The organism is Kitasatospora sp. NPDC002522 (assembly GCF_053595195.1).
In genome coordinates this window covers 1-1601 of record NZ_JBSFXE010000116.1, presented here as the reverse complement: position 1 = coordinate 1601, position 1601 = coordinate 1, and the positions used below count along the sequence as shown (strand labels likewise).

At 71.6% G+C, this 1601-nt stretch carries 1 protein-coding gene and 2 pseudogenes; all 3 read right to left on the bottom strand.

Annotation, left to right across the window (positions count from 1 at the left end):
• A pseudogene (locus ACWD4U_RS34740) lies at positions 1–311 on the bottom strand (carbohydrate ABC transporter permease); the annotation flags it as partial.
• Positions 308–1219: a carbohydrate ABC transporter permease gene (locus tag ACWD4U_RS34735; RefSeq protein WP_449787415.1), complete on the bottom strand. Its 912-nt coding sequence runs from the start codon at positions 1217–1219 to the stop codon at positions 308–310. The gene ACWD4U_RS34735 and the pseudogene ACWD4U_RS34740, both read right to left, overlap by 4 nt.
• 82 nt (positions 1220–1301) lie before the next feature.
• Positions 1302–1601 (bottom strand): annotated as a pseudogene (locus ACWD4U_RS34730) (extracellular solute-binding protein); the annotation flags it as partial.

The window sequence follows — 1601 nt, the reverse complement described above, 5'->3', positions numbered from 1 at the left end:
GCGACCACCAGGGAGAGCAGCACGGCGCCGAGGGTGACCAGCAGGCTGTTGCGCCAGTAGGTGCCGAAGCCGGGGGCGCGCACGGCGGTCGCGAAGTGGTCGAGGGTGGGGTGCAGCGGCAGGAAGGCGGGGGTGTCGGACTGGATCTCGGCGGTGGGTTTGAACGCGGTGATCGCCATCCAGTACACGGGGAAGGCGGCGGTGACCAGGACGGCGAGCGCGGCCAGGTTGAGCGGCAGGCGGCGCAGGCGCCGGGCGGTCCGGCGGCCGGCCGACTGCCGGGTCGCGGGCGGCGGCTGACGGCGGGTCATGCCTCGGCCCCTTCCTGGCGGTACATCCGGCGCAGCGTGCTGACCAGGGCGGCGAGCAGGATGAGCACGGTGAGGGTGGAGGCGGCGGAGCCGAGGTCGTACTTGTGCAGGGCCTGGGCGATCTGGAAGGCGTAGACGGGCAGGGTGGTGGTGGCGCCGTTCGGGCCGCCCTGGCTGACCACCCAGATCTGCGCGAAGCACTTGAAGGTCCAGATCACCTCCATCGAGGTGACCAGGGCGAACAGCGGGCGCAGCATCGGGACGGTGACCAGGCGGAAGCTCTGCCAGGCGTCGGCGCCGTCGATCCGGGCGGATTCGTAGAGTTCGGCGGGGATGGTGGTCAGTCCGCCGTAGAGGGTGAGGGCGGCGAACGGGACGGACTGCCAGACCACCAGCAGCACCAGGACGGTGAAGGTGGCGGTGGGGTGGGCGAACCAGGCGTAGTCGTGGTAGCCGCGCAGCCCCAACTGGTCAAGTGCCCAGTTGACCACTCCGAAGCGGGACTGGAACAGCCACTGGAAGACGGTGGTGGCGGCGATCACCGGGGTGGCCCAGACCAGGACCAGGGCGCTCATCACCGCCAGCCGCATCCGCCGGCCGAGCCGGATCAGCAGCAGCGCGACCAGCGTGCCGAGTCCGGTGATCAGCACGGTGTTGAGCACCGTCCAGGCGGCGGTGCGGGCGGCGACGGTCCAGAACTGCGGGTCGGCGAGCAGCGCGGTGTAGTTGTCCAGGCCGACGAACGGGGCGCCGCCGCGGATGAGTTCGGCCATCCGGTAGTGCTGGACGGAGATCAGCAGGTTGCGCAGCAGCGGGTAGAGCAGCAGGAAGGCCGCGCCCACCAGGGTGGGGGCGATGAGCAGGTACGGCCGGAGCCGGGTGTGCAGCGGCGGCGGTGCGGTGGGCACGGCGGTGGACTCTCCTGTGACGGTGGCGGGGCGGACCGGGGGCGCTTCCACGGCTTTTCTGACAAGCCCTGGCGCCGCGGGGTCAGCTGTTGAGGGCCTTGGTGATCGCCTCGCTGGCGGTCTTGCCCGCGCTGCCGGGGTCGGCGCCGGTGAGCACCCGGGTCATGTACTGCTTGATCGGGTTGTCGGCCTCGACGGCGGCCCAGTTCGGCGAGTTGGGGGTGGCGTGGCCGTTGACCGCGCCGGCCGCCATCGCGCTGGCGCCGTCGTTGCCGGCCAGCACGCCGGCCACCGAGGTCCGGTTGGGGACGTAGCTCATCTCCTTGGCCATCTCGCTCTGCCACTTGTCGCCGGCCAGCGCCGTGACCACCAGGTAGGCCGC